This window comes from Nocardioides iriomotensis, from assembly GCF_004168035.1.
In the GTDB taxonomy this organism is placed as follows: domain Bacteria; phylum Actinomycetota; class Actinomycetes; order Propionibacteriales; family Nocardioidaceae; genus Nocardioides_B; species Nocardioides_B iriomotensis.
In genome coordinates this window covers 51,722-73,967 of the sequence record NZ_SDPU01000023.1, presented here as the reverse complement: position 1 = coordinate 73,967, position 22,246 = coordinate 51,722, and the positions used below count along the sequence as shown (strand labels likewise).

At 73.0% G+C, this 22,246-nt stretch carries 21 protein-coding genes; 12 read left to right on the top strand and 9 right to left on the bottom strand.

Features of this window, described 5'->3' with window-relative positions; genetic code table 11:
- Positions 1–49: 49 nt before the first annotated feature.
- Together fabG and ETU37_RS12800 are read right to left on the bottom strand one after the other, a co-directional pair.
- Positions 50–754, bottom strand: coding sequence for a 3-oxoacyl-[acyl-carrier-protein] reductase (fabG, locus tag ETU37_RS12805; protein WP_129987725.1), 705 nt, complete (start codon positions 752–754; stop codon positions 50–52).
- 84 nt (positions 755–838) lie between these two features.
- Positions 839–1,051, bottom strand: coding sequence for a dodecin (locus ETU37_RS12800; protein ID WP_129987724.1), 213 nt, complete (start codon positions 1,049–1,051; stop codon positions 839–841).
- 65 nt (positions 1,052–1,116) lie between these two features.
- On the opposite strand from ETU37_RS12800, the gene ETU37_RS12795 reads away from it, so the two are divergent.
- From ETU37_RS12795 to ETU37_RS12785, 3 genes are all read left to right on the top strand, one after another.
- Positions 1,117–1,416, top strand: a complete 300-nt coding sequence (locus tag ETU37_RS12795; RefSeq protein WP_129987723.1) for a DUF3099 domain-containing protein — start codon at positions 1,117–1,119, stop codon at positions 1,414–1,416.
- Between the two features lie 246 nt (positions 1,417–1,662).
- The gene (locus ETU37_RS12790; protein ID WP_129987722.1) at positions 1,663–1,866 is read left to right on the top strand and encodes a hypothetical protein; all 204 of its coding nucleotides are present in this window, start codon (positions 1,663–1,665) and stop codon (positions 1,864–1,866) included.
- Positions 1,867–1,954: 88 nt separating this feature from the next.
- Positions 1,955–4,318 carry a putative bifunctional diguanylate cyclase/phosphodiesterase gene (locus ETU37_RS12785; RefSeq protein ID WP_129987721.1) on the top strand — a complete coding sequence of 788 codons (2,364 nt, stop codon included), beginning with the start codon at positions 1,955–1,957 and terminating at the stop codon, positions 4,316–4,318.
- 304 nt (positions 4,319–4,622) lie between these two features.
- Here ETU37_RS12785 and ETU37_RS12780 read toward each other — a convergent pair whose 3' ends face one another.
- From ETU37_RS12780 to moaA, 3 genes are all read right to left on the bottom strand, one after another.
- Positions 4,623–4,964 carry a hypothetical protein gene (locus ETU37_RS12780; protein WP_129987720.1) on the bottom strand — a complete coding sequence of 114 codons (342 nt, stop codon included), beginning with the start codon at positions 4,962–4,964 and terminating at the stop codon, positions 4,623–4,625.
- Positions 4,965–5,039: 75 nt separating this feature from the next.
- Complete coding sequence (locus ETU37_RS12775) at positions 5,040–5,612, bottom strand: 2'-5' RNA ligase family protein (RefSeq protein ID WP_129987719.1); 573 nt, start codon at positions 5,610–5,612, stop codon at positions 5,040–5,042.
- A gap of 123 nt (positions 5,613–5,735) precedes the next feature.
- On the bottom strand, positions 5,736–6,740 hold the full coding sequence (moaA, locus tag ETU37_RS12770; protein ID WP_240755706.1) for a GTP 3',8-cyclase MoaA: 1,005 nt from the start codon (positions 6,738–6,740) through the stop codon (positions 5,736–5,738).
- A gap of 99 nt (positions 6,741–6,839) precedes the next feature.
- On the opposite strand from moaA, the gene ETU37_RS12765 reads away from it, so the two are divergent.
- Positions 6,840–7,598, top strand: a complete 759-nt coding sequence (locus tag ETU37_RS12765; protein WP_240755736.1) for an SURF1 family cytochrome oxidase biogenesis protein — start codon at positions 6,840–6,842, stop codon at positions 7,596–7,598.
- On the opposite strand, the gene ETU37_RS12760 is transcribed toward ETU37_RS12765, so the two are convergent.
- From ETU37_RS12760 to ETU37_RS12750, 3 genes are all read right to left on the bottom strand, one after another.
- Positions 7,599–10,667 (bottom strand): S8 family serine peptidase, encoded by a 3,069-nt coding sequence (locus tag ETU37_RS12760; protein WP_129987717.1) that lies wholly within the window; start codon positions 10,665–10,667, stop codon positions 7,599–7,601.
- A 100-nt stretch (positions 10,668–10,767) separates the two neighbouring features.
- Positions 10,768–12,636 carry an ABC transporter ATP-binding protein gene (locus ETU37_RS12755; protein ID WP_129987716.1) on the bottom strand — a complete coding sequence of 623 codons (1,869 nt, stop codon included), beginning with the start codon at positions 12,634–12,636 and terminating at the stop codon, positions 10,768–10,770.
- Positions 12,637–12,700: 64 nt separating this feature from the next.
- A complete protein-coding gene (locus ETU37_RS12750; RefSeq protein WP_129987715.1) occupies positions 12,701–13,501 on the bottom strand; it encodes an enoyl-CoA hydratase/isomerase family protein in 801 nt (266 codons plus the stop codon).
- Positions 13,502–13,741: 240 nt separating this feature from the next.
- On the opposite strand from ETU37_RS12750, the gene ETU37_RS12745 reads away from it, so the two are divergent.
- Positions 13,742–14,656: an alpha/beta hydrolase family protein gene (locus tag ETU37_RS12745; protein WP_129987714.1), complete on the top strand. Its 915-nt coding sequence runs from the start codon at positions 13,742–13,744 to the stop codon at positions 14,654–14,656.
- An 8-nt stretch (positions 14,657–14,664) separates the two neighbouring features.
- Here ETU37_RS12745 and ETU37_RS12740 read toward each other — a convergent pair whose 3' ends face one another.
- Entirely contained in the window at positions 14,665–16,263 is a 1,599-nt protein-coding gene (locus ETU37_RS12740; protein WP_129987713.1) for an ABC-F family ATP-binding cassette domain-containing protein, read from the bottom strand.
- Positions 16,264–16,541: 278 nt separating this feature from the next.
- Between ETU37_RS12740 and ypfJ the strand changes: the two genes are divergently transcribed.
- From ypfJ to ETU37_RS12705, 7 genes are all read left to right on the top strand, one after another.
- Entirely contained in the window at positions 16,542–17,477 is a 936-nt protein-coding gene (gene ypfJ, locus ETU37_RS12735; RefSeq protein WP_129987712.1) for a KPN_02809 family neutral zinc metallopeptidase, read from the top strand.
- 29 nt (positions 17,478–17,506) lie between these two features.
- Complete coding sequence (locus ETU37_RS12730; RefSeq protein WP_129987711.1) at positions 17,507–18,142, top strand: transcriptional regulator; 636 nt, start codon at positions 17,507–17,509, stop codon at positions 18,140–18,142.
- A gap of 55 nt (positions 18,143–18,197) precedes the next feature.
- Positions 18,198–18,827, top strand: a complete 630-nt coding sequence (locus tag ETU37_RS12725) for a biotin transporter BioY (protein WP_240755705.1) — start codon at positions 18,198–18,200, stop codon at positions 18,825–18,827.
- A 133-nt stretch (positions 18,828–18,960) separates the two neighbouring features.
- Entirely contained in the window at positions 18,961–19,782 is an 822-nt protein-coding gene (locus tag ETU37_RS12720) for an AMP-binding enzyme (RefSeq protein WP_129987710.1), read from the top strand.
- Positions 19,783–19,791: 9 nt separating this feature from the next.
- Complete coding sequence (locus tag ETU37_RS12715) at positions 19,792–20,934, top strand: thiolase family protein (protein ID WP_240755704.1); 1,143 nt, start codon at positions 19,792–19,794, stop codon at positions 20,932–20,934.
- Positions 20,925–21,626: an energy-coupling factor ABC transporter ATP-binding protein gene (locus tag ETU37_RS12710; RefSeq protein WP_129987709.1), complete on the top strand. Its 702-nt coding sequence runs from the start codon at positions 20,925–20,927 to the stop codon at positions 21,624–21,626. Before ETU37_RS12715 ends, ETU37_RS12710 begins: the two co-directional genes overlap by 10 nt.
- A complete protein-coding gene (locus ETU37_RS12705; protein ID WP_129987708.1) occupies positions 21,623–22,243 on the top strand; it encodes an energy-coupling factor transporter transmembrane component T family protein in 621 nt (206 codons plus the stop codon). Before ETU37_RS12710 ends, ETU37_RS12705 begins: the two co-directional genes overlap by 4 nt.
- Positions 22,244–22,246 lie beyond the last annotated feature (3 nt).

The following is a 22,246-nucleotide window of genomic DNA, read 5'->3' as shown; positions in this document are numbered from 1 at the left end:
CCGGACTGTGGGGGTGGTGTCGACAGGCTCGACCACCCGGACTGTGGGGTCAGTGACCCATGCCGAGGCCGCCGTCCACCGGGATGACGGCGCCGGTGATGTACGCCGCCTCGTCGGAGGCGAGCCAGCGCACCACCGCGGCGACCTCGTCGACGTCGGCGTACCGGCCGAGCGGGATCTGCGCCTTGTACTCCGCCTGCTTCTCCTCCGGCAGCACCGCGGTCATCTCGGTCTCGACGAACCCGGGCGCCACCACGTTGGTGGTGATCGAGCGGCTGCCGAGCTCGCGGGCGAGCGACCGGGCCATGCCGACGAGGCCGGCCTTGCTGGCGGCGTAGTTGACTTGGCCGGCCGAGCCGAGCAGGCCGACCACGGACGAGATCAGCACGATCCGTCCGCGGCGCAGCCGCAGCATGCCCTTGGCCGCGCGCTTGGCCACCCGGAACGTGCCGGTCAGGTTGGTGTCGATGACCGACGACCAGTCGTCCTCGCTCATCCGGAGCAGCAGCGTGTCGCGGGTGATGCCGGCGTTGGCGACGAGCACCTCGACAGGCCCGTGCTTCTCCTCGACCTCCGCGAACGCCGCCTCGACGGAGTCGGGGTCGGTGACGTCGCAGCGCACCCCGAGGGCGCCCTCGGGGGCCTCCCCGTTGCGGGTGGTGACCGCGACCTTGTCGCCCGCGGCGAGGAAGGCGACGGCGATGGCGCGGCCGATGCCGCGGTTGCCTCCGGTGACGAGTACGGATCTGCTCACGGCCGCGACGCTATCGGCTACCGGGGGGTAGGCAGAATCCCCCGCGGCGTCCTCCGCGACAGGAGGGTCCGGCGCCCGACCCGGTCAGTCGTCCTCGAGGCGGAAGCCCAGCTTCAGGCCCACCTGGAAGTGCTCGACGGCCTCGTCCTTGACCTGCCCGCGGATCTGGGTGACCTCGAACCAGTCGAGGTGGCGCAGCGTGCGCGACGCGCGCTCGATGCCGTTGCGGATGGCCTGGTCGATCCCGTCGGGCGAGGTGCCGACGATCTCGGTGACGCGGTAGACACGGTTCGACATGCCCCCAACCTAGACCCGCCGCCGCCGACCTGGGACGCCCCGACCGAGCGGCGTACGGTGGAGACATGGCCCGCAAGGAGCCGGAGCCGATCCGGATCACCACCGCGACGCGCAGCCACAGCGACGACATCGCCGGGCGTCAGCGCCGCTACGTCATCTCCATGACGATCCGGACGATCTGCTTCCTGCTCGCCGTGGTGAGCATGGGCCACTGGTTCATGTGGGTGTTCCTGGTCGCCTCCTTCGTCCTGCCGTACGTCGCCGTGGTGATCGCCAACGCCGGTGTGAGCCCCGACCCGGGCGGTCCCGACGAGGTGCTGCCGGACTTCACGACCCGGTCGCTCGAGGGGCCGGACCACGCCTGAGCGGCCCCGCACGCCCGCGGAATTCGTCCCGATGGTCGGGACGCGGACACTGGTCCAGACAGTTGCCGACTCGCCGACCAGCGGGTTCGCCTGCTGGTGGATTTGCCTGATTGAGCGTGCAAGAATCCATCGGCGCGAGCTCAGCCTCCCCCGTCTGAGCTCGCGTTCTGGCGGTGCCGGACGGCTTCCCCCGTGGTCGTCCGGCACCGCCGTTTTCGTCCCCGAGCCTGAGCGAGGAGCCCCGTCGTGACCGACGAGCCGCCGACCTGCTCGTCGAAGGGCTGCCGGGCCGCGGCGGCCTGGGAGCTGCGCTGGAACAACCCGCGGCTGCACGAGCCGGAGCGACGCAAGGTCTGGCTGGCCTGCGACGAGCACAAGGAGTCGCTGGGCGACTTCCTGGCGGCCCGGTCCTTCCTCCGCGAGGTCGTGCCGCTCACGCCACCGGCCTGACCCCGGCGTGACCCCCGTGGGGCATCCCGTCGGGAAGTCGGACAAAACACCGCTTGTCGGCCGGGTGCTGGCCGATACTGGTAAAGCCATGTCTCAGTCAGAGTCGCTGCAGCCGCCTGCGCCGCCGACCCCGTCGGTGCCGTTGCAGAGCCGCCTGTTCGACCTCGGCGTCCTCGTCCTGGGCGTCGGGTCGGTGCTCTATGCCCTCGTGACGATGGGTCCCCCGGACCTGAAGCTCGGGGTCCTCTCGCTGCTCACCGTGCCGCTGATCATGGTCATCGCGCGGTTCCCCCTGGTGCTCGACCGCGCCGATGGCGGCATCGAGGTCGGCTTCGACTCGTGCGTGCTGATGTTCCTGCTGTGCACCGTGAGGCCCGAGGAGTCGCTGGTCCTCTGGGGCCTCGGTGTGGTCGCCACCCAGCTGACCAACGACAAGCGCACGGTCATCAAGTTCTTCAACATCGGGGTCGGCACGCTCGGCGGTGCCGCGGCGGCGCTGGTCTTCACAGGGATCGGCGCCGACGAGGGCTCCTGGCTCGAGATGGTCGGCGTGCTGGTCGCCGCGACGGTCTACTTCAGCCTCGACTTCCTGGTTTCCGCGGTCTCGGTCGCGCTCGAGGAGAGCGCCCCGATCCGCGAGCAGGTGCTCCAGCGCGGCACGCTCATCGCGGTGTCCTGCTTCGTGCCGTTCGACTCGCTCGGCTACCTCGCCGCGGTCGTCGTGCGCGAGACCGACGCCTTCACCCTGATCCCGCTCGCCGTACCTCTGGTCACCCTGCTCATCGCCACACGCTCGGTCACCCGAGGCACCGAGAACGCCCGCCGCCTGCAGGTGCTCTTCGACGCCGCGGTGCGCGCCCAGACGCTCTCCGACACCCGCCAGGTCGTCGACGCGCTCCTCGAGGACGCCCGGCGCCTGCTCCGGCTCACCGCCTCCGAGGTCGAGGTCCGCTCGACTCCTCCGACCTCGCACGAGATCGGCGCGCAGCTCCAGGACGGTCACCGCGACCGCTGGCTGGTCGCGCCCGGCAAGCACCGCGCCCGCTCGACCACGACCGCGGACCAGCAGGCGCTGGAGGCCCTCGTCGCGGTCTCCTCCGACGCGTTCGCCCGGCTGCGGCTGACCCAGGACATGACCCACCTGGCTCGGCACGACCTGCTCACCAACCTGCCCAACCGCGGCCTGCTGCTCGACCGCGTCGAGCACGCGCTGCAGCTCTCGCGCCGCCGGGGCACCCGCATCGCGCTCCTGTTCGTCGACCTCGACGGGTTCAAGCCGGTCAACGACCGGTTCGGCCACGCCGCCGGCGACGCCGTCCTGATCGACTTCGCGCAGCGGCTCACGTCGTGCGTGCGCGCCAGCGACACCGTCGCCCGCCTCGGCGGCGACGAGTTCGCCATCCTGCTCGAGGACGTCCGCCCCATCGAGGTCGACTCGGCCTGCGAGCGGATCCTCACCGCGCTGTCCTCCGGAGCCCACGTCGCCGGCCACCGGCTCTCGCTCAGCGCCAGCGTCGGCGTCGCGTTCGGCGAGCCCGGCGACACGTCCGAGAGCCTGCTCCGCAACGCCGACCTCGCGATGTACGAGGCGAAGGCACGCGGCAAGAACCAGTTCGTCACCTACGAAGGTGCCCTCGGCCGCACCCGCCTGCAGCGCCTCGAGCTCGTCGAGTCGCTGCGCGCCTCGGTCGCCGCGGGCGAGCTCACGCTCGTCTACCAGCCGGTCGTCCGGGCGTCGACGGGTCGGATCACCGGCGTCGAGGCGCTGGCCCGCTGGAACTCCAACGGCGTCGACGTACCCCCGGACGTCTTCATCAAGGTCGCCGAGGAGAGCGGCCTGATCGTGCCGCTCGGCGACGCGATCCTGGAGCGCGCGGCGAAGGACGCCCCGGCGCTGCTCGAGGCGGCCGGCGGCGACCTCACCATCGCCGTGAACATCTCCGCCAAGCAGCTGCGCGAGCCGGACTTCGTCGACCGGGTGCGCTGGACGCGCGACCGGATGCAGGGCGCCACCCTGGTCCTCGAGATCACCGAGCGCGACATGATCGGCGACGACCTGGAGTCCATCGAGGCGATGGCCCAGATCGCCGACCTCGGCGTGCACTTCGCGATCGACGACTTCGGCGTCGGCTTCTCCTCGATCGGCTACCTGCAGGACATGCCGGTCCGGATCATCAAGACCGACGCGTCGTTCTCCGACGCGATCGACCGCGACGAGCGCTCGTGCGCGCTGCTCTGCTCGATCACGATGATGGGCCAGGCCCTCGGCCTCGACGTCGTCATCGAGGGCATCGAGCGCAGCTCCCAGCTCGAGCACCTGCGCGACCACGTGCACGCGCCGTTCGCCCAGGGCTACCTGCTGCACCGCCCGATGTCCCCGGACGCCGTCGCCCGCGTGCTGCGTGCGAACCACGGCCTCGTCGACATCGACGCGGAGACCATGCCCGCCTGACGGCGAGCCCGCCGAGTCGGCGCATCCTGCCCTCGCGGGCCTGCCGAGTCGGCGCATCCTGCCCTCGCGGACCCGCCGAGTCGGCGCATCCTGCCCCGCGTCGCGGAGCCGGTCCAGACGGGACCACGACGTCGAGGTCCGCCGAGTCGGGTGGGACCGACAAGCAGCCCTCGGCTGGCTCCAGGTCGCGTGCATCGCCACGACTGCGCCACCTGTCCCGGGAACCAGCCCGCCGTCCAGCGGCCGCGGCATGACTCACCGCCCTGGTTGCCGCTTCAGAGCAACGCCTCGGCGGTGCGGGTCGTCATGCGGCGCCGGAACCGGCTCCGATGAGCGGGTAGGTGCAGGCCGTGCCGACGATGACCACCGCCGCCGCCAGCACGAACGCCCATTCGAGGAGCGCCGGCCTCCGGCGGAGGTCCCCTGCTCGGAGGAGATGCACGAGCGCGACGACGACGCCGATGGTCGCCCAGGCCATGAGCACCCAGCCGAGCACGAAGAAGAGGATGACGAGCCCATCGGAATCCGGAACAGCACGGAGGACCGCATCACTCAGGACGAGTGACACGGCGGCGCACCCGGCCAGCCCCAGCGAAACGATGGCCATGACCGGCATGGGACGCGCCTCATGCCGGATCGTCATCATGCTGCAGGATGCTAGCCGAGGTCCGCGGCTCCGCTCGATGATGGCGCGGGGCGCAGAAATCCCGCCCGCGGGGTGTCAGCTGCCCGAGCTGCCGAGGGGGATCTCGTCGAGGACGATCTCCTCGACCTTCCCCGACTGGTCGAGCGGGACCTTGCGGACGATCGTGAGCGTCTCGAGGGTCCACAGCGAGCCCTTGAACTCGTCGAGGTCCCCGACCAGCTTCTCGAGGTACGGCGCCGTGGTGTGGTCGGTGATCGCGCCCACGGCCATCCACGGGCGGAACGCGCGACGGTCCACGAGGAAGCCGAGGCGCTTCACGGCCGGCGGCACACCGCGGCCGATGGTGAGGGCGCCGTCGACGTCACCGTCGAGGCGGGCCCAGACGTTCTCGTCGCCCGGCCACTCCAGCGCGGCGCTGCCCGCGAAGCGCAGCTCGGGGCGCGGCCAGGCCGCCGCCGTGCGCGCGAGGGTGCTGATCAGCTGCAGCGCGTCGCGCTGCGACACGTTGCCGAAGCCGGTGACGGGGATGCGCATGTCCTCGACCGGGACGGTGGCCAGCTCGGGGCTGTCGGGCCCCGCGGCGCGCACGGCCTCGGCGAGCTCCTTGCGTGCCAGCTCCGGTGGCACGATCGCGGCGAACAGACGCATGTGCACATGATCGGCCAGCGCGCCCCCGGTCTGCGGGAACCTCGCCCATCAATCGTCCGCACGGAAGAGGAACCGGACGATCGGTCGCGAGAAATCATCCCAACCGGCCATCAAGTCGGGCGCTCAGCCGCCGATAGCACTCATCGGGCGACTCGGCTGGAGGAAGCTCACGTCGTCGATCCCGTGCCCGGGGCGCTTGCCCAGCATGGCGACCCGCCAGCGGTCGGCGAGCTCCTCGTCGGAGGCTCCCGCGCGCAGGGCGCCGCGGAGGTCGGACTCCTCGCGGGCGAACAGGCAGTTGCGAACCTGCCCGTCGGCGGTCAGCCGCACCCGGTCGCAGTCACCGCAGAACGGCCGGGTCACCGAGGCGATCACGCCGACGGTCGCGGGGCCGCCGTCCACGGCGAACAGCTCGGCCGGGGCGCTCCCCCGCGGCTCCTCGGCGGGCGTCAGCACGAACTCCCGCTCCAGCGTCGCGAAGATCTCGTCGGCCGTGATCATCTCGGTCCGGCTCCAGCCGTGCTGGGCGTCGAGCGGCATCTGCTCGATGAACCGCAGCTCGTAGCCCTGCTCGATGCACCAGCGCAGCAGCTCGGGCGCGTGGGCGTCGTTGATCCCGCGCAGCAGGACGGCGTTGACCTTGACCGGGCCGAGGCCGGCCTCCTTGGCGGCGGCCAGCCCGGCGATCACGTCGTCGAGCCGGTCGCGCCGGGTGATCGTCAGGAAGTCGTCGCGGCGGATGGTGTCGAGGCTGACGTTGACCCGGTCGAGCCCGGCCTCGGCCAGGGCCGCGGCGGTCCGCTGGAGGCCGAGCGCGTTGGTGGTCAGCGAGGTCTCGGGGCGCGGCCGGAGGGCGGTGGTGCGGCGGACGATGTCGACCAGCCCGCGCCGCACGAGCGGCTCGCCGCCGGTGAAGCGGACCTCACGCACGCCGAGCTGCTCGACGGCGATCCGGACCAGCCGGACCACCTCGTCGTCGGTGAGCACGTCGTCGGTGGGCAGCCAGTCGAGGCCCTCGGCCGGCATGCAGTAGCTGCAGCGCAGGTTGCACCGGTCGGTCAGCGAGACGCGCAGGTCGGTCGCCGTACGGCCGAACCTGTCGACGAGTGCTCCGGTGTCCATCCCCATCCCCCCACTCTAGTGACTCCGTGGTGACTCCACCCACACCGGCGGGCAGGGTAGGGGGATCGACCGACGGCCCGGACTACTGTCGTCGCCGTGAGGTTCATGCTCAGCCGCCGGTGGGTGCTGTTCGCGCTGGCCGTCGCCGTGCTGGCGTACGGCTGCTGGTGGCTGGGCGAGTGGCAGTTCCACCGCCTCGAGGACCGCAAGGAGAGCAACGCGGTCACCGAGCACAACATCGTCGCGGACCCGCAGCCGGTCGAGGACGTGCTGGCCGTGGGCGAGCCCGTCGGCTCCGACGAGGAGTGGCTGCGGGTGCGGGCCAGGGGCGAGTACGACGACAGCCAGACCGTCATCGTCCGGTACCAGACGCGCGACGGGGCCTCGGGTGTCGACGTCGTGACCCCGCTACGGCTCCAGGACAGCGGCCGGCTGCTGCTCGTCGACCGCGGCTGGGTGGCCACCGAGAACCGCGGCGACGCCTCGCCCGACGTCCCGGCGCCACCGACGGGCACCGTGGACGTGGTCGGCTGGGTGCGTGCCGACGCGACCGGCGACTCGACGGCCGTGGACCACGGCTCCACCCGGGCGATCTCGAGCGCGACCATCGGGCCGACGCTGGACGGCGAGGTGCTCACCGGCTTCGTCGACCTCGTCTCCGAGCAGCCCGAGGCGGCCCGGCCGCTCACCCTGACCGAGACGCCCGACCTGGGCAACGGGCCGCACTTCTTCTACGGCCTGCAGTGGTGGTTCTTCGCCGCGCTGGCGGTGTTCGGGTTCGGTTACCTCGCCTTCGACGAGCGCCGCAAGCTCCGGAGCGCCGCCGCCGCGAAGGACGACGCCCCGGAGCCCGTGCGACGCTGACTACGGCACGACGGTGGTGTCGACCGCGACCACGGTCGGGGCCAGTGCGCCGTCGTAGCCGAGCACGCCGAGGTAGCGGGCGTTGGGCTCGAGCCCGGACCAGCGCGCCTGGAACGTCGTGCGCTGGTTCTCCACGACCGGCACCGGGTTCGGCACCGCCTGGAAGCCGCCGGCCGTGGCCGCCGCGTTCACGTCGTAGAAGTCGAGCCGCCAGGCCAGCGTCGGCTCGCCCGGTGCGGCCGAGAACGGGTCGACCTCCACGAGGTAGTAGCCGGCAGCCGGCTCCTCGAGGGTGACCTGCTCGTCGGCCGAGCCGGTGGCGGACTGCCCCACCACATCGGTGAGGACCTCGCACGCGGCGTCCTCGGCAGAGTAGACGAACAGGTCCATGTCGGCCGCGTCGTTGGCCGCGTCGAGCGTGAACCGCGCCAGCTTGGACCCGGCCTGGACCTGCACGCAGAAGAACTGCGCGTCGTCGGGGCTGGTCGTGATGTTGCTGCTGGTGCCGTTGGTCGACTGCGCCTTGGCCAGTCCGTTGACCTGGACGGGCAGGTTGCCGGTGAAGCCGGCCTTGATCGGCACGTCCACCGCCCCGGTCACGCCGGCGCCCTGGACCTCGGCCGGCGCGGTCACCGCGACCGGGCGTACGGCGATCGGCAGGCGGAGCCGGGTCGGGCCGTCGAGCGTGAGGAAGCCGGTCGCCCAGCGGCCGAGCGGGGCCGACGTGCGGAGCAGGTCGACCCGCAGGTTGACCTTGTCGCCCCGGCCCTGGGACACCAGCTTCTTCGGCGCGTGCGCCTTGAAGCCGCGGACGTTCACCGAGACCTTCCAGGTGCCGGCGCGGTCGGCGCTGAACTTGCGCTTGAACGACGTCGACGAGGTGACCTGACCCTGCGCCATCGAGGGACCGTTGAAGTCCTTGGCGGCCACCGGCTCGTAGCCCGTGGGCAGGCCCTGCGCGGCGAGGAAGCCGCGCCAGTCGACCGTGCCGGAGGTGACGAACAGGCCCGGGTCGAAGGCCTTCTTGATCTGGACCTGGCCGGCGCCCTGCGCGAACGGGTCGCGGACCGTGCCGCCGTTGGCGCCCTTGAGGCTCGTGGCCGTCGTCATCATGGCCGACTTCACCTGCATCGGCGACCAGCTGGTGTGCTCGCCCATGATGAAGGCGGCCAGGCCGGCGATGTGCGGGCTCGCCATCGACGTACCGGAGTAGAGGTCGTACTTGCGGTCCTCGTTGGCCGGCGGCGCGACGGCGGCGAGGACGCTGACGCCCGGTGCCGCGATGTCGGGCTTGAGCAGGTCGCTGTCGTTGGCGAGGGCGGGACCGCGGGACGAGAAACCGGCGATCTGCGGGATCGGGGTCGGCTTCTTGCCGGTGGTGTCGCCGAGCTGGAACGCCGCGGTGGCCTTGGGGCCGGCCTTGGCGAGGTAGCGGTAGACCTTCGGCGACTCGTCGTCGGCGATGTGGATCGTCGGCACCGAGTGGAAGTCGGCGTCGAGGCTGCCGGGCGCGACGTTGGCGAGGATCATGCCGACACCGCCGGCCTTCTTGACCGCCTTGCTCTTGTCGACGCGGTCGTTGATGCCGCGCTCGCAGACGACGATCCTGCCCTTGACCTTCGCCGGGTCGAGCACGCCACCGAGGAAGCAGAGCGCCGCCGCGTCGGGCTCGGCGCCCGGTGCGGCCGCCTTGGCGGCGTCGATCAGCCGGGTCTGCGGCAGCGTCTTCTGCGAGATCGAGGCGCCGCGGATCTTGCGGCCGTTGCCGAGCACCACGGTGTTCTCGAAGTTGTAGTGCGTCGAGCCCGCGACGGTGGTCAGCCACGGGCTGTTGTGCGCGACGGTCGAGGCGCCCGGGCCGTTGTTGCCCGCGGAGGTGGCGACGAAGATCCCCGCCTCGGCGGCGCCCTCGAACCCGATCTCGACCGGGTCGACGACCGTGTCGAGCTCACCGGAGATCGAGAAGTTGATGACGTCGACGCCGTCGGTCACCGCGTCGTCGAGCGCGGACAGGATCGAGGAGTTGAAGCAGTCGCCCGTGTCCTCGTCGCGGTCGCTGAAGCAGACCTTGTACGACGCGATGCGGGCGGCGGGTGCCATGCCGCTGACGTCGCCGAAGTCGACGTCCTCGGTGGTGACGTGGTCGACGTGGTCGCCCGCGGCGGTGCTGGCGGTGTGGCTGCCGTGGCCGTCACCGTCGCGGGTGGAGAGGAACTCGTCCGGGGAGCGCTGCCCCCGCGGCACCTGGGCGAGGAACGCGTCGGGGTAGTAGCGCGCGCCGATGATCTTGGTGGAGCAGTCGGAGGCCTTCCAGCCCTTGGCCTTCGTGCGGGTGCCGGCGAAGCTGTGGCTGAGCTGGCAGCGGCCCTCGAAGACGCCGCCGTCGGCCTTCTCCATGCGGGTGTTCTCTCCGACGCGGGAGATCTTCCAGCGGGTCTTCGGAGCGCGGGTCAGGCGCTGGCCGCGGAACGACTTCGACTCGGGCCAGATGCCGGAGTCGATCGAGCCCACCACGACGCCGTCGCCGGCGTTGTCGCGCCCGCCGGCCTGGCGCTGCCAGGCTCCGTTGCGGCCGGTCAGCCCGAGGAAGTCAGGGGTCTGCCAGGTGTCGAGGCTGAGCCGCGCCTCCTTGCTGAGCAGCAGCACGTTGCGGTCGGAGGCCAGGTCGAGGGCCTGCGCGCCGGTCAGCTGGGCGAGGAAGCCGTTGGCCGCGACGGTGTAGTGCTCCGCCGGGGTGGCGCCGACCGACCGGGCCAGCGCGTCCTGCGTCGTGACCAGGTGCGCGCGGTAGCGGGCGACCGCCGCGGAGCGCGCGAGGTAGCGGCCGCCGGGGGCCATCCGGGTGGCGGGGAAGCGCGGGTCGGAGCCGTCGTACTGGGTGGCGGCGGGCGCCCGCAGGAGGACGATGTAGCGGCCGGCCGCGAAGCCGGACGCGCGCGGGCTGACCCGCGCGAGGCTGTCGTCGCCTCCGGCGGCGGTGGCCGCCGGGACGCCGGTCAGGGCGCCGGCGGCGAGGGCGGCCGTCGCCAGCACGGCGAGCGCGCGACGGAGGGGCTGCGAACCAGGCATGTGCTCTCCCAGATGGTCGGTGCGAACACCCCACCCCACCGACGGGGTCCGGTCAAGCACTTCCGCGTAATCGGTACGGCGGGGTTGCGCCCCCGACGCGTCAGGCCGTGCGGCTGAACTGGGTGGCGTAGAGGTCGGCGTAGAGCCCGCCCTCGGCCAGGAGCGCCGTGTGGCTGCCGGACTGCACGACCCGGCCGTCGTCGACGACGAGGATCAGGTCGGCGCTGCGGATGGTGGAGAGCCGGTGCGCGATGACCAGCGAGGTGCGGCCCTCGAGCGCCTGGTCGAGCGCGCGCTGGACCGCCACCTCGGACTCGGAGTCCAGGTGTGCGGTGGCCTCGTCGAGCACCACGATGCCGGGCGCCTTGAGCAGCAGCCGGGCGATCGCGAGCCGTTGGCGCTCGCCGCCGGAGAGGCGGTAGCCCCGGTCGCCGACGACGGTGTCGAGGCCGTCGGGCAGGCTGCGCACGAGGCGGGCGATCTGCGCGGCCTCGAGCGCGGCCCAGATCTCGTCGTCAGTGGCGGCGGGACGGGCGTAGGCGAGGTTGGCGCCGATGGTGTCGTGGAACATGTGCGCGTCCTGGGTGACGTAGCCGACCGCGTCCTCCAGCGACTCGAGCGTGACGTCGCGGACGTCGTGACCGCCGACGCGGACCGCTCCCCCGGTGACGTCGTACAACCGGGCGACGAGGTGGGTCATCGTCGTCTTGCCGGCACCGGACGGGCCGACGAGCGCCACCATCTGGCCGGGCTCCGCGACGAACGAGACGTCGCGCAGCACCTCGCCGGTGTCGCGCGACTCGGTGCGCGCGACCGACTCGAGGCTGGCCAGCGACACCTCGTCGGCGCGCGGGTAGCGGAAGGCGACGTGGTCGAACTCCACCCGCCCGGTGCTCGCGGGCAGCGCGACGGCGTCGGGCTTCTCCTGGACCATCGAGGGCAGGTCGAGCACCTCGAAGACGCGCTCGAAGCTGACCAGCGCGGTCATCACGTCGATGCGCACGTTGGACAGGCCCTGCAGCGGGCCGAGCAGGCGCAGCAGCAGCGTGGCGAGCGCGAGGAGGGTGCCGACCGTCAGGGTCTGCTGGATCGCGAGGTGGCCGCCGACGCCGTAGACGAGGGCGGTGGCGAGTGCGGGCAGCAGCATCAGGCTGGCGCCGAAGATCCGCGTGATCAGCGCGATGCGCACGCCGAGGTCACGGACGACGCCGGCCTTGCGCGCGAAGAGGGCGTCCTCCTCGCCGCGACGACCGAACAGCTTGAGCAGCAGCGCGCCGCCGACGTTGAACCGCTCGGTCATCGTGTTGCCGAGGTCGGCGTTGCCCTGCATCTGCTCGCGGGTGAGACCGGCCAGGTTGCGGCCGACCCAGCGGGAGGCGAGCCAGAGGAACGGGAACAGCGCGAGGCAGAGCAGCGTGACCTGCCAGGACAACGCGAGCATCGCGATGCCGACGACGACCACGCTGATGCTGTTGGAGACGGTGCTCGACAGGGTCGAGGTGAACGCACGCTGGGCGCCGATCACGTCGTTGTTGAGCCGGGACACGAGCGCCCCGGTCTGGGCGCGCGTGAAGAACGCGACCGACATCCGCTGCACGTGGGCGAACACCGACGTGCGGAGGTCGTAGATCAGGCCCTCGCCGATGCGGGACGACAGGTAGCCCTGGCCGACCGCGAGCGCGGCGTCGACGAGCGCGACACCGGCGATCGCCAGCGCGGTCGTCGTGACCACGCTGCCGTCCTGCTTGAGGATGCCGTCGTCGACGAGGTGCTTGACCAGCAGCGGGGTGACCACGACGAGGGCCGCGTCGATGACGGTCAGCACGAGGAAGACCGCGATCAGCCCGCGGTGCGGCTTGGCGAAGGCGGCCACGCGGCGGACGGTGTCCTTGGCGAGCCGCTGCTCGGTGATGCTGCGGTCGGTGCGCAGGTGGCGCCAGACCGGTCCCATGCCGGAACCCATCGACATGCTCGGCTCCTCCTCTCCCGATCCGTCCGTCTCCCGACCCGCGCGCCCAGGGCTGCGGTCTCGGCTACTCCCCCATCAGTGCGGCCAGCTCCCGGAAGCGGCGGACCTGGGCCTCGCGCTCCAGCCTGCGCTGCTCCTCCAGGTCGAGCTTGTGCGCGCTCTGCAGCAGTGCCTTGGTCTCCGTGACCGCGCCGTACAGCGGTGCGGTCAGCGCCGCGACCAGGTCGGCCACCGCGTCGGACAGCTCCTCCGCGGGGACCACCGCGGTCGCCAGGCCGATCGCGTGGGCCTCCTCGGCGGACACCCAGCGCGTGGTCGCGCAGATCTCCAGTGCCCTGGAGTAACCAACCAGCTCGACCAGGGGTTTTGTTCCCGTGAGGTCGGGGACGAGGCCGAGGATCGGCTCGCGCATGGAGAACCGCGCGTCGTCGGCCAGCACCCGGAGATCGCACGCCAGAGCCAGCTGGAAGCCGGCGCCGACGGCGGAGCCGCGCACCGCGGCGACGCTCACGATGTCGCTGCGGCGCAGCCAGGTGAAGCCCTCCTGCCAGCCCGCGATCGACTCGGCCAGCTCGGCGTCGGGGATGTCGAGGAGGTTCATGATCGACGACTCGCCCTCGACGCCCTCGGCGCTGAGCATCCGCCGGTCGAGCCCGGAGGAGAAGGTGTCCCCCTCGCCCTGGACCACGACGACGCGGACGGCGGGGTCGAGGCTGGCGCCGATCGCCCGCAACGCCATCCACGTGGAGGGGGTCTGGGAGTTCTTGGTGGCGGGCCGGTTGAGCGTGATGGTCGCGACGAGGCCGTTCTCCTCGAGCCGGACGCCGCCGCGCTCCAGGACCTCCGGGTCCACGGTGGGATTCATGGGGAGAGCGTAGGGGCAGCCACCCCCGGTCCCGGCCGTCGGCACGGGCTCTGGACCCGCCGCTGGGCCCGGGCGAACGACCGGAGGAGTCGATCCGCCTCGTGCGCGACGGGTCCCGGTTCCAAGGGAGGCTCACATGCGGACGTGGACACGGTGGCAGGGCTGGGTGGCGCTGGCCGCCGGCGTCGTGGCGGGCACGCCTGTTGCAAACGTGTGCAGCACGCCGCTACGGTGCGGCGCGTGACCGCGTGGGAGCCGCACCAAGTGCTGATGACCGAGGAGGTCGCAGGGTCCGACCGGCCGGCGCACTACCTCCTCGCCGAGACGCTCGACGGCCTCTACACGCCGTACGCCCTGCGGCTGCCGGAGGGCGAGGGGCCGCACCCGTGCGTGCTCGTGGCCTACGGCAACGGCGGCGGCGGGATCGGCTGGCTGCAGGACCGGGTGCACCGCTTCCGGCACGTCCAGGACCGGCTGCTGGAGGCGGGCTACGCGAGCGCGTGGATGCGCTACCGGACCGAGGTGGAGCTCGGCTACCAGCACGGCGGCCGGCTGCGGGTGCACGGCCGCCAGGGCATGGAGCTGATGAACCGAGCGCCGCTGGAGTACGAGGACGAGCTCGCGATCCTCCGCCACGTGGCTCGCCATCCCGCGGTCGACGGCGACCGGCTGTTCCACCTCGGGGTGAGCCACGCCGGCGAGATGCTGCTCAAGCTCTGCTCGCAGTACGACGTACCGCTGCGGGCCGCGGTGGCGGCGGAACCGGCGTCCCACGAGGTGCTGACGCTGCGGCTGGACGACGAGCCGACCGTCGCGAACGACGGCGGCATGCGCGACATCGAGCGCCTGCTGATGCGCGACGTCGAGCACGCCCGGAGCCGGGTCGCCGACCCCGCGGAGGTGTCGGCGCGCGTCGACGGCGTGCGCATCCCGGTGCTGGTGCTCGGACGGGAGGAGGACGAGCTGCAGGGCGTGTTCCGGCTGACCTACGACCTGCTCGCCGACAGGCGCGACGACGTCGAGTGGCGGTCGTGGAGCCACGACGTGCACGGCTACATCTACCCGGAGGTCGACGCGGCGGGCGTCCCGCAGGTCGACGACGTGCAGCGCGAGGCGCTCGACGCGATCGTGGCGTTCTTCGACCGGTACCGCTGACGCGGAGGTCAGGCGAGCGAGATCAGGTCGGCGTAGTCCTCGGTCCAGAGGTCCTCGACGCCGTCGGGCAGGATCAGCACCCGGTCGGGCTCGAGCGCGTGCACGGCACCCTCGTCGTGGGTGACCAGCACGATCGCGCCCTCGTAGGACCGGATCGCCGCCAGCACCTCCTCGCGGGAGGCCGGGTCGAGGTTGTTGGTCGGCTCGTCGAGCAGCAGCACGTTGGCCGTCGAGACCACCAGCGTCGCCAGCGCGAGCCTGGTCTTCTCACCACCGGACAGCACCTTGGCCGGCTTGTGCGCGTCGTCGCCGGAGAACAGGAACGACCCGAGCACGCTGCGCGCCTCGGTGTCGGTCAGGTCGGGCGCGGCCGAGCGCATGTTCTCCAGCACGGTGCGGCCGGTGTCGAGGGTCTCGTGCTCCTGGGCGTAGTAGCCGAGCTTGAGCCCGTGCCCGGGCTGCACCTCGCCGGTGTCGGGCCGGTCGAGGCCACCGAGGATCCGCAGCAGCGTGGTCTTGCCGGCGCCGTTCAGGCCCAGCACGACGACGCGGCTCCCCCGGTCGATCGCCAGGTCGACGTCGGTGAAGACCTCCAGCGAGCCGTAGGACTTCGACAGCTCGGCGGCGGTGAGCGGCGTCTTCCCGCACGGCGCGGGCTTGGGGAACGCGATCCGGGCGACCTTGTCGCTCTGGCGCTCGGACTCGACGCCGGCGAGCAGCTTCTCGGCGCGCTTGAGCATCGACTGCGCGGCCTGCGCCTTGGTCGCCTTCGCGCGCATCTTGTTGGCCTGGTCGGTGAGCGTCTTGGCCTTGTTCTCGGCGTTGAGCCGCTCGCGCTTGCGGCGCTTCTCGTCGGTCTCGCGCTGCTCGAGGTACGCCTTCCAGCCCATGTTGTAGACGTCGACCTCGGCGCGGTTGGCGTCGAGGTGCAGCACCTTCGTCACGCACGCCTCGAGCAGCCCGACGTCGTGGCTGATCACGATGAGCCCGCCCCGGTGGGTGCGCAGGAACTCGCGCAGCCACACGATCGAGTCGGCGTCGAGGTGGTTGGTCGGCTCGTCGAGCAGCAGCGTCTCCGCGCCGGAGAACAGGATCCTCGCGAGCTCCACCCGGCGGCGCTGGCCACCCGAGAGCGTCCGCAGCGGCTGGGTCAGGATCCGGTCCTCGATGCCGAGGCTCGACGCGATCTGCTTGGCCTCGGCCTCGGCGGCGTACCCGCCGCCCGCGTGCAGCTCGTTGTCGGCGTTGGCGTACCGCCGCATCCCCCGCTCGCGGACGGTCTCGTCGTCGGAGGCCATCTCCCGCTCGGCCTCCCGCAGGCGCCGTACGACGTCGTCGAGACCGCGCGCGGACAGGATCCGGTCGAGCGCGGCGACCTCGGGGTCGCCGGTGCGCGGGTCCTGCGGCAGGTAGCCGACCGACCCGGTCGCGGTGACCTGGCCTCCGGCCGGGAGGCCCTCGCCGGCGAGGATCCGGGTGAGCGTGGTCTTGCCCGCGCCGTTGCGCCCCACCAGGCCGACCTTGTCGCCGGCCGCGACGCGGAACGACACGTCCTGCATCAGCAGGCGCGCGCCCGCGCGCACTTCGATCTGGTGGGCGGTGATCATGGGTGGTTACCTCGTGGACGGGTCGGGGAACAGGACGGGCGTCGAGAGAGCGGGCGCGCCGGTCAGTGCGTCACACGTGGCATGGGCCCAGGGTACGTGCCGGTGCCCCTGGCCGTTGCGAGCGGCTGCCGGGCGAGGTCCTCGCCAGGCGGAGGAGAGGCGGGGCGAAGCCCCGTTGACCGACGACATCGCCGCGAGGGCCCGGCCGGGGGCCGCGTAGCGGGGCAGGGGCGCGGGTACGTGCCCTAGTCTACGGACACCCAACGGGAGGTCGGACTGTGCGTTACAACCCGAAGGCGAAGCTGGACCGCAGCCAGGTGCAGGTACGCCGGGGCGGCGGCAGCGGCGGCGGCATGGGCGGACTCCCGATCGGTGGCGGTGGCGGCCGCGGCCTCAAGGTCGGTGGCGGCATCGGCGGCCTGATCATCCTCGTCATCATCTTCCTGCTGCAGAGCCAGCTCGGCGGCTCCCCCTCGATCGGTCCCGGCGAGGGCGGCGGCGGTGCCGGCAGCGAGACGTCCCTCGACCAGTGCGAGAGCGGCGCCGACGCCAACCAGGACCGCAACTGCGCGCTCCTCGCCGACGTCAACTCGATCCAGGCGTTCTGGGCCGAGGCGTTGCCGGAACAGGCCGGGGTGCGCTACCGGAAGGCGACGACCATCCTGTTCCCCGAGGGCGCCGTGAGCACCGGCTGCGGCAACGCGACCTCCGACGTCGGGCCGTTCTACTGCTCGGCCGACGAGCAGGTCTACCTCGACCCGGCGTTCTTCGACGAGATGCTCGAGGGTCAGCTCGGCGCGCGCGGCGGACCGTTCAGCGAGGCCTACGTCCTCGCCCACGAGTACGGCCACCACATCCAGGACCTCCTCGGCACGATGGGCCAGGTCCGCACCCAGCAGGGCCCGACCAGCGACGCCGTGCGGCTGGAGCTGCAGGCCGACTGCTACGCCGGCGTCTGGACCAAGCACGCCACCGAGGTCCCCGACGAGAGCGGCGAGCCGTTCATCCTCGACCTCACCGACCAGGACATCGCCGACGCCCTCGACGCGGCCCGGGCCGTCGGTGACGACCGGATCCAGAAGCGCACCTCCGGCCGGGTCGACCCCGACCGTTGGACGCACGGCTCGGCCGAGCAGCGGATGCGGTGGTTCAGCACGGGCATGCGCACCGGCTCGCTGCAGGCGTGCGACACGTTCTCCGCGTCCCGGCTCTGACCCGCTTCCCGTCCCTGTACGTTCGCGGCATGGCCGCGACCTCCACCCCCGAGCTGCTCACCCTGCACGGGGTCCGGCTCCTCGGAATGGCCCAGGCCTCGCACATCGCGCGCCGGTTCGGCCTCGACGCCGACGAGGTGGAGGAGCTGCTGCTCGACGCGGAGGCGTTCGGCCAGGTCTCGCGGGCGTCCTTCGCCGACCTCACCGGTTGGGGGCTGACCGACCGCGGCCGCGCCGAGGACGACCGGCGGCTCGCCGCCGAGCTCGACGAGGCCGGCGCGCGGGACGTGGTGACCGACGCCCACGCGACCTTCGCGCGGCTCAACGCCCGATTCCTCGACGCGACCACCCGTTGGCAGATCCGGCCGACCCCGTGGGACCGGATGGCCGCCAACGACCACGACGACTGGTCCTGGGACGAGCGGGTCCTCGACGACCTGACGTCCCTCGGTCGCCGGCTGCAGCCGGTGGGCGACGCCCTCGCCGGGGCGCTCGACCGGTTCGCCGGCTACCCGGAGCGGTTCGCCGCCGCGCTCGTCCGGGTCGACGCCGGCGAGCGCAGGTACGTCGACGAGCCCCGGATCGACTCCTGCCACACGGTCTGGTTCGAGCTGCACGAGGACCTGCTCGGCACGCTCGGCCTCGAGCGCGGCGGGGACCACTGATCGCGGACTGGACCGCGCTGATGCGTCTCGGATCGGGCCTCCTAGACTGCGGCGCGTGACCCGCGCCTCCGCCCCGTCCCCCTCCCCGCGCTTCACGTCCCGCGACCTCGCGCTCGTCGCGATGTTCGCCGGGGTCGTCGCCGCCCTCGGGCTGGTGCCCGCCTTCACCCCACCCGGCTTCAGCGTGCCGATCACCGCGCAGTCGCTCGGCGTGATGCTGGCCGGCGCGATCCTCGGCGCCCGTCGCGGCGGGCTGGCGCTCGTCCTGTTCCTCGCCCTGGTCGCCGTCGGCCTGCCGTTGCTGGCCGGCGGCCGCGGCGGCCTGGGCGTGTTCGCCGGGCCGTCGGTCGGCTTCCTGATCGGCTATCCCGTCGCCGCGTACGTCGTGGGGTGGCTCACCGAGCGCGCCGGTCCGACGTACAAGCTGCACTGGGGGATCGTCGCCAACTTCGTCGGCGGCGTCGTGGTGCTCTACCTCCTCGGCATCGCCGGGATGGCGGTCGTCCTCGGCATCACGCCGTGGGCGGCGACCGTGGCCAGCTGGATCTACCTGCCCGGCGACCTGGTGAAGGTGGTCGTCGCGGCCGTCGTCGCGCGCGGCGTGCACGCGGCGTACCCGGGGCTGCTCGGCGAGGGCCGCGCCGCCCGCGAGTCGGCCGAGGCGTCGGAGCAGCAGGCTGTCTGAGCACGACCTGACGACGGCGGCCGACCCGGTCGCCGCCTTCCGGGACGCGCACGCGCGCGGGGAACCGGTCACGCTCCGCACCGCCGGATCGACGACCCGGCCGCGGACCGTCACCCGCACGACGACGTCGTGGGTGGTGTCGTTCGACGCGGTCACCGACCTGTCCGGGATCGGCCCGGGGACGCGCCTGTGGGTACCCGGCCCGTCGACCGGGTCGATGAACGTCTTCGCGCGGGTGCACGCCGCCTGGACCGGCGCCGTGCTGGTCGACGACGTCGCCGACGCGAGCCATGCCGTGCTCACCCCGACCGCGCTCGACGTGCTGCTCGACCGCACCGTGCCCGACGGGCTCACCGTGGTGGTCGCGGGTGCCCCGCTCGGGCCCGGGCTCGCGACGCGTGCCGAGGGCGCGGGCCTGGTGGTGCACCACTACTACGGGGCGGCCGAGCTGTCGTTCGTCGCGTGGGGCCGGCACGCCGCGTCGCTGCGCCCGTTCCCCGGCGTCGAGGTCGACGTGCGCGACGGCGAGGTGTGGGTCTGCTCGCCGTACCTCGCCCTCGGTCGGGCCGACGCCGAGGGCTGGGCGACGGTCGGCGACCTCGGCACGTTCGCCGATGGCGTCCTGGTGCTGCACGGCCGCGCGGACGCCGTGACCACCGGCGGCGTGACGGTGCGGATCAGCGAGGTCGAGGCGGTGCTGCGCGCGCACGCTCGCGGCGAGCTCATCGTCCTCGGCGTCCCGCACCCGACGCTCGGCGAGGTGCTCGCGGTGGTCCTCACCGACGCCGACGACCACGGCCGTCTCGTCGCCGCCGCCCGTGAGGAGCTCGTCGACGCCGCCCGGCCGCGCCGCTGGTGGCATGTCGACGCCCTGCCGCTGACCGCCGCCGGCAAGGTCGACCGGGACGCGGTCGCGGAGCGGGCGCCGACGCTGCGGCCGCTGACCGGGCTCTAGGTTGGGACCGTGACCCTGACCGCCGCCGACGCCCCGGTCGTCGTCGCCGCGCTGCGCACGCCGATCGGCACCGCCGGCCGGGCGCTGCGCGACGTCACCGCGGCCGACCTCGCTGCGCCGGTGCTCGCCGCGCTCGCGGGCTCGCTCGACGGGCTGCTCCCCCACGACGTCGTGCTCGGCAACTGCACGGGTCCCGGCGGCGACGTGGCGCGGGTCGCCTCGCTCGCCGCGGGTCTGCCGGTCGCCGTACCCGCCCTGACGGTCGACCGCCAGTGCGGCAGCGGCCTGGCCGCGATCGACGTCGCGACCGCGCTGGTGCGCGCGCGTCCGGGACTGGTGCTGGCGGGTGGCGTCGAGTCGGCGTCGACGGCGCCGTGGCGTTTCCGGCCGCCGGCCGACGGCGCGGACCCGGTGCGCTACACCCGCGCGCCGTTCGCGCCGGCCACGCTCGGCGACCCCGACATGGGCGTGGCCGCGGACCAGCTCGCCGCGAAGTACGGCGTCACCCGGGAGCGGCAGGACGCCTACTCCGCGCGCTCCCACGCCCGCGCCGCCGCCGCCTGGGAGGCCGGCACGTTCGGCGCCGAGGTGCTGCCCGTGGCCGGCCTCGCCCGCGACGAGCGGGTCCGCGCCGGGCTGACCGTCGAGCGGCTGGCCCGGCTGCGGCCCGCGTTCGTGGACGGCGGGACCGTCACGGCCGGCAACGCCTGCGGCGTCAACGACGGCGCGGCCGCCGTGGCGATCGTCGACGCCGCCACCCACGCCGAGCTGGGCCTCCCCGGCCTCCGTGTGCTCGCCACCGCCACCGCGGGCGTCGACCCGCAGCTGCCCGGGCTCGGCCTGGTGCCCGCCGTCCGCGCCGCGCTCGACGAGGCCGGGCTGACCCTCGACGACGTCGACGCGGTCGAGCTCAACGAGGCGTTCGCCGGCCAGGTGCTCGCCTGCTGCGACGACCTCGGGCTCGACGAGGAGCGGGTCTGCCCCGACGGCGGCGCGCTCGCGCTCGGCCACCCGTGGGGTGCGTCCGGCGCCGTGCTCGCGGTGCGGCTGTTCAGCCGGCTCGTGCACCAGGACCGGGGCGAGATCGGCCTGGCCGGGATCGCCGTCGGCGGCGGCCAGGGGGTCGCGATGGTGGTGCAGGCGTGCCGCTGATCGAGGTGGAGGGCGTCGGCCACGTGTACGGCGCGGGCGCCGCCGCGCGGACCGTGCTGGCCGACGTGACGGTGACGCTCTCCGAGCAGCGGGTCGGGGTGATCGGCGCCAACGGGTCCGGCAAGTCGACGTTCGCCCGGCTGCTCAACGGGCTCGTGCTTCCGACGTCGGGGCGGGTCCGCGTCGACGGCCTCGACACCCGCTCGCAGGGTCGCGGGGTGCGCCGGCTGGTGGGATTCTGCTTCACCGACCCCGACGCCCAGATCGTGATGCCGACCGTGGCCGAGGACGTCGCGTTCGGGCTGCGCCGGCGCGGCGTCCCCAAGGACGAGGTCGCCGCCCGCGTGGCGAGCGTGCTGGCGGCGTACGGCCTCGACGGCCACGCCGACCACCCCGCGCACCTGCTGTCCGGCGGCCAGAAGCAGCTGCTCGCGCTGGCGTCGGTGATGGTGACCGAGCCGGCGGTGCTGGTGATGGACGAGCCGACGACGCTGCTCGACCTGCGCAACGCCGCCCGGATCGCCGAGGTGGTCGCCGGGCTGCCCGAGCAGGTCCTGCTGGTGACCCACCACCTCGACCTGCTGGACGACTTCGACCGGGTGCTGGTGTTCGACGAGGGCCGGCTGGTCTGCGACGACGCGCCCGGTGCGGCGGTCGCGCACTACCGGTCCCTGATGGCGGCCACGCCGTGACACCGCTCGGGCTGTTCCTCCCCGGCACCTCGCCGCTGCACCGGGCTCCGGCGGGGCTGAAGCTGCTGGGGCTCGTCGCCGCCGGCGTGGTCTCGGTGCTGCTCGACGAGCCGTGGCAGGTGCTGGTCGCCCTCGGCGTCGTCACGGTGCTGTACGGCGTCGCCGGGATCTCGCTGCGCGTCGCCGTCGCGCAGGTGCGCCCGCTGCTCTGGATCGCGCTCGGCACCGCGGTCTTCCACGTCCTGGTCAACGGGCCGGCCCGGGCGTTCGTGGTCGTCGGCGTGCTCGCCGTGCTGGTCCTGCTCGCTGCGCTGGTCACGCTCAGCACCCGCACCACCGACCTGGTCGACGCCATCGTCGCGGTCTGCCGGCCGCTGCGCCGGGTCGGCGTCGACCCCGACCGGGTCGGGCTGCTGCTGGCGCTCGGCATCCGGTGCGTCCCGGTCGTGGTGGGGCTGGCGCAGGAGGTCCGCGACGCGCAGCGGGCGCGGGGGCTCGGGGCCAGCCCCCGGGCGTTCGTCGTACCGCTGATCGTGCGGTCGCTCCGGCACGCCGACGCGCTCGGCGAGGCCCTGGTCGCACGCGGCGCCGAGGACCCGGTGCCCGACGAGGGATGAGCC

Bases quoted from the DNA above. Each gene is read 5' to 3' on its own strand.
- ETU37_RS12760 (WP_129987717.1), bottom strand. From the start codon at position 10,667: ATGCCTGGTTCGCAGCCCCTCCGTCGCGCGCTCGCCGTGCTGGCGACG.
- ETU37_RS12800 (WP_129987724.1), bottom strand. From the start codon at position 1,051: ATGTCGAACCGTGTCTACCGCGTCACCGAGATCGTCGGCACCTCGCCC.
- ETU37_RS12785 (WP_129987721.1), top strand. From the start codon at position 1,955: ATGTCTCAGTCAGAGTCGCTGCAGCCGCCTGCGCCGCCGACCCCGTCG.
- ETU37_RS12775 (WP_129987719.1), bottom strand. From the start codon at position 5,612: ATGCGTCTGTTCGCCGCGATCGTGCCACCGGAGCTGGCACGCAAGGAG.
- ETU37_RS12740 (WP_129987713.1), bottom strand. From the start codon at position 16,263: ATGATCACCGCCCACCAGATCGAAGTGCGCGCGGGCGCGCGCCTGCTG.
- ETU37_RS12795 (WP_129987723.1), top strand. From the start codon at position 1,117: ATGGCCCGCAAGGAGCCGGAGCCGATCCGGATCACCACCGCGACGCGC.
- ETU37_RS12755 (WP_129987716.1), bottom strand. From the start codon at position 12,636: ATGTCGATGGGTTCCGGCATGGGACCGGTCTGGCGCCACCTGCGCACC.
- ETU37_RS12730 (WP_129987711.1), top strand. From the start codon at position 17,507: ATGGCCGCGACCTCCACCCCCGAGCTGCTCACCCTGCACGGGGTCCGG.
- moaA (WP_240755706.1), bottom strand. From the start codon at position 6,740: ATGGGGATGGACACCGGAGCACTCGTCGACAGGTTCGGCCGTACGGCG.
- ETU37_RS12780 (WP_129987720.1), bottom strand. From the start codon at position 4,964: ATGATGACGATCCGGCATGAGGCGCGTCCCATGCCGGTCATGGCCATC.
- ETU37_RS12765 (WP_240755736.1), top strand. From the start codon at position 6,840: ATGCTCAGCCGCCGGTGGGTGCTGTTCGCGCTGGCCGTCGCCGTGCTG.
- ETU37_RS12750 (WP_129987715.1), bottom strand. From the start codon at position 13,501: ATGAATCCCACCGTGGACCCGGAGGTCCTGGAGCGCGGCGGCGTCCGG.